The 1692-nt window shown below is 68.9% G+C and carries 3 protein-coding genes and 2 pseudogenes; all 5 read left to right on the forward strand.

Annotated features, from left to right (window positions below):
- Positions 1-438, forward strand: a 438-nt coding sequence (locus JCM19049_RS13435) for a M24 family metallopeptidase (protein WP_279403221.1), incomplete at its 5' end; no start/stop codon positions are given.
- Positions 359-889 (forward strand): aminotransferase class I/II-fold pyridoxal phosphate-dependent enzyme, encoded by a 531-nt coding sequence (locus JCM19049_RS22705; protein WP_306420810.1) that lies wholly within the window; start codon positions 359-361, stop codon positions 887-889. The genes JCM19049_RS13435 and JCM19049_RS22705, both read left to right, overlap by 80 nt.
- A pseudogene (locus JCM19049_RS22710) lies at positions 829-1086 on the forward strand (PLP-dependent aminotransferase family protein); the annotation flags it as partial. The gene JCM19049_RS22705 and the pseudogene JCM19049_RS22710, both read left to right, overlap by 61 nt.
- A 32-nt stretch (positions 1087-1118) precedes the next feature.
- Positions 1119-1364, forward strand: coding sequence for a hypothetical protein (locus JCM19049_RS22715; protein ID WP_306420811.1), 246 nt, complete (start codon positions 1119-1121; stop codon positions 1362-1364).
- 38 nt (positions 1365-1402) lie between these two features.
- Positions 1403-1692 (forward strand): annotated as a pseudogene (locus JCM19049_RS22720) (hypothetical protein); the annotation flags it as partial.

Consider the following 1692-nt stretch of genomic DNA (forward strand, 5'->3'; position numbering starts at 1 on the left):
CGCCACCATTGCCGGCATCGAGCCGCCTTTGACCAGGTGAAGCCCGGGGCTACCCCCGAGGAGGTCACCGCCGCCTTCACCAGGGTGATCCGGGCGGCCGGGTATGAGAAGGAATCCCGGCTGGGCTACTCCATCGGCATCGGCTACCCGCCGGACTGGGGTGAACGCACCGTCAGCTTCCGGGTGGGGGACACCACCGAGCTGCAGGAGAACATGACCTTCCACCTGATCGCCGGCATGTGGCTGGACGGGTCGGGCTTCGAAGTTTCCGAGCCGGTGCGGGTGAGCGCCACCGGCATTGAATTCCTCGCGGACGTACCGCGCGAACTGACAACCATCAACGTTAGGAACACCACTCATGGCCACCGAATCGCTGCTGACCGCCGTACCTACGCGACTGGCCTCGCGGGCCAGCCAACTCAAGGGATCGGTCATTGACTCCTCCACCTCCCTGCTGGCCAGCCAGACCCACGACATCGTGCGGTTCGCCATGGGGGCGCCGAATGCCGAGCTGATCCCGGAAGCCGAGCTGGCCGGGCTGTACACCAGGCCGGCCGAGGGACGCTACGACTATGCGGCCACGGAGGGCAACCCGCAGCTGATCGAGCAAATTGTGGCCTACCACCAGCGCCTGGGGCAGCCGGTGGACCCGGCCCGGGTGCTGGTGACCACCGGGGGCATGCAGGGCCTGGACATCGCGTTCAAGCTGCTGGTGGATCCGGGGGATCTGGTGATCGTCGAATCGCGACCTACACCAACGGGATCTCCACCGTGCTCAGCTACCAGGGCCAGGTTCTGGAGGCCCCGGTGGATGACCAGGGGCTGGTGGTGGAGCGGCTGCCCGAGCTGGTGGCCGCCACCGGCAAGACGCCCAAGGCGATCTACGTGATCCCGAACTTCCAGAACCCCTCCGGGCGTACCCTGAGCGAGGCCCGCCGGCTGCGCCTGCTGGAGCTGGCCGCACAGTGGGAGGCGTTCATCATCGACGATGACCCGTACGGGGCGCTGCGCTTCGAGGGCCAGCAGGTCCCCGGCTTCGCCCAGCTGAGCCCGGACAACCCCCGGCTGATCTCGGTGCGCACCTTCTCCAAGGTGCTGGCCCCGGGGCTGCGGGTGGGGTGGATGGAGCTGGATCCGGCGCTGCGCGCCTGGCGATCAGCGCCAAGCAGTCCATGGACACCTGCACCAACGCGCCCATGCAGCAGCTGGTGGCGGACTACCTGGCCGACGGCCGGCTGGATGCGCACCTGGACACCCTGCGCAGCGTGTACCGGGAGCGCAAGCAGGCGATGCGCGCCGCCCTGGCCGACGCCTTCGGCGAGCAGGTCATCGCCACGACCGCAGCGGGTTCTTCCTGTGGCTGACCCTGCGCGGACGCTACGCGGGCATCGACACGGAGGCATTGTTCGAGGTCGCGCTGCGCCACGGGGTGGCGTATATTCCCGGTCCGGCATTCTCCGATGCGGGGGCGTTCAGCGACGCGCTGCGGCTGTGCTTTGCCACCTCCACCCCCGAACGCATCGGCCAGGGCGTGGCCCGGCTGGCACGCGGGCGCTGGAGGAGATGGCCGGCGGGGAGCAGCGTGAGCCTACAGGCCTTTGACGTGCAGCGCCACGAACGGGCGGCCCTGCAGCGGATCGAGCGGCAGCGGATCGTCGAATTGGCCGGTGAGCTGATCGCCGCCGGGGGAGA

Source organism: Arthrobacter sp. JCM 19049 (assembly GCF_001310435.1).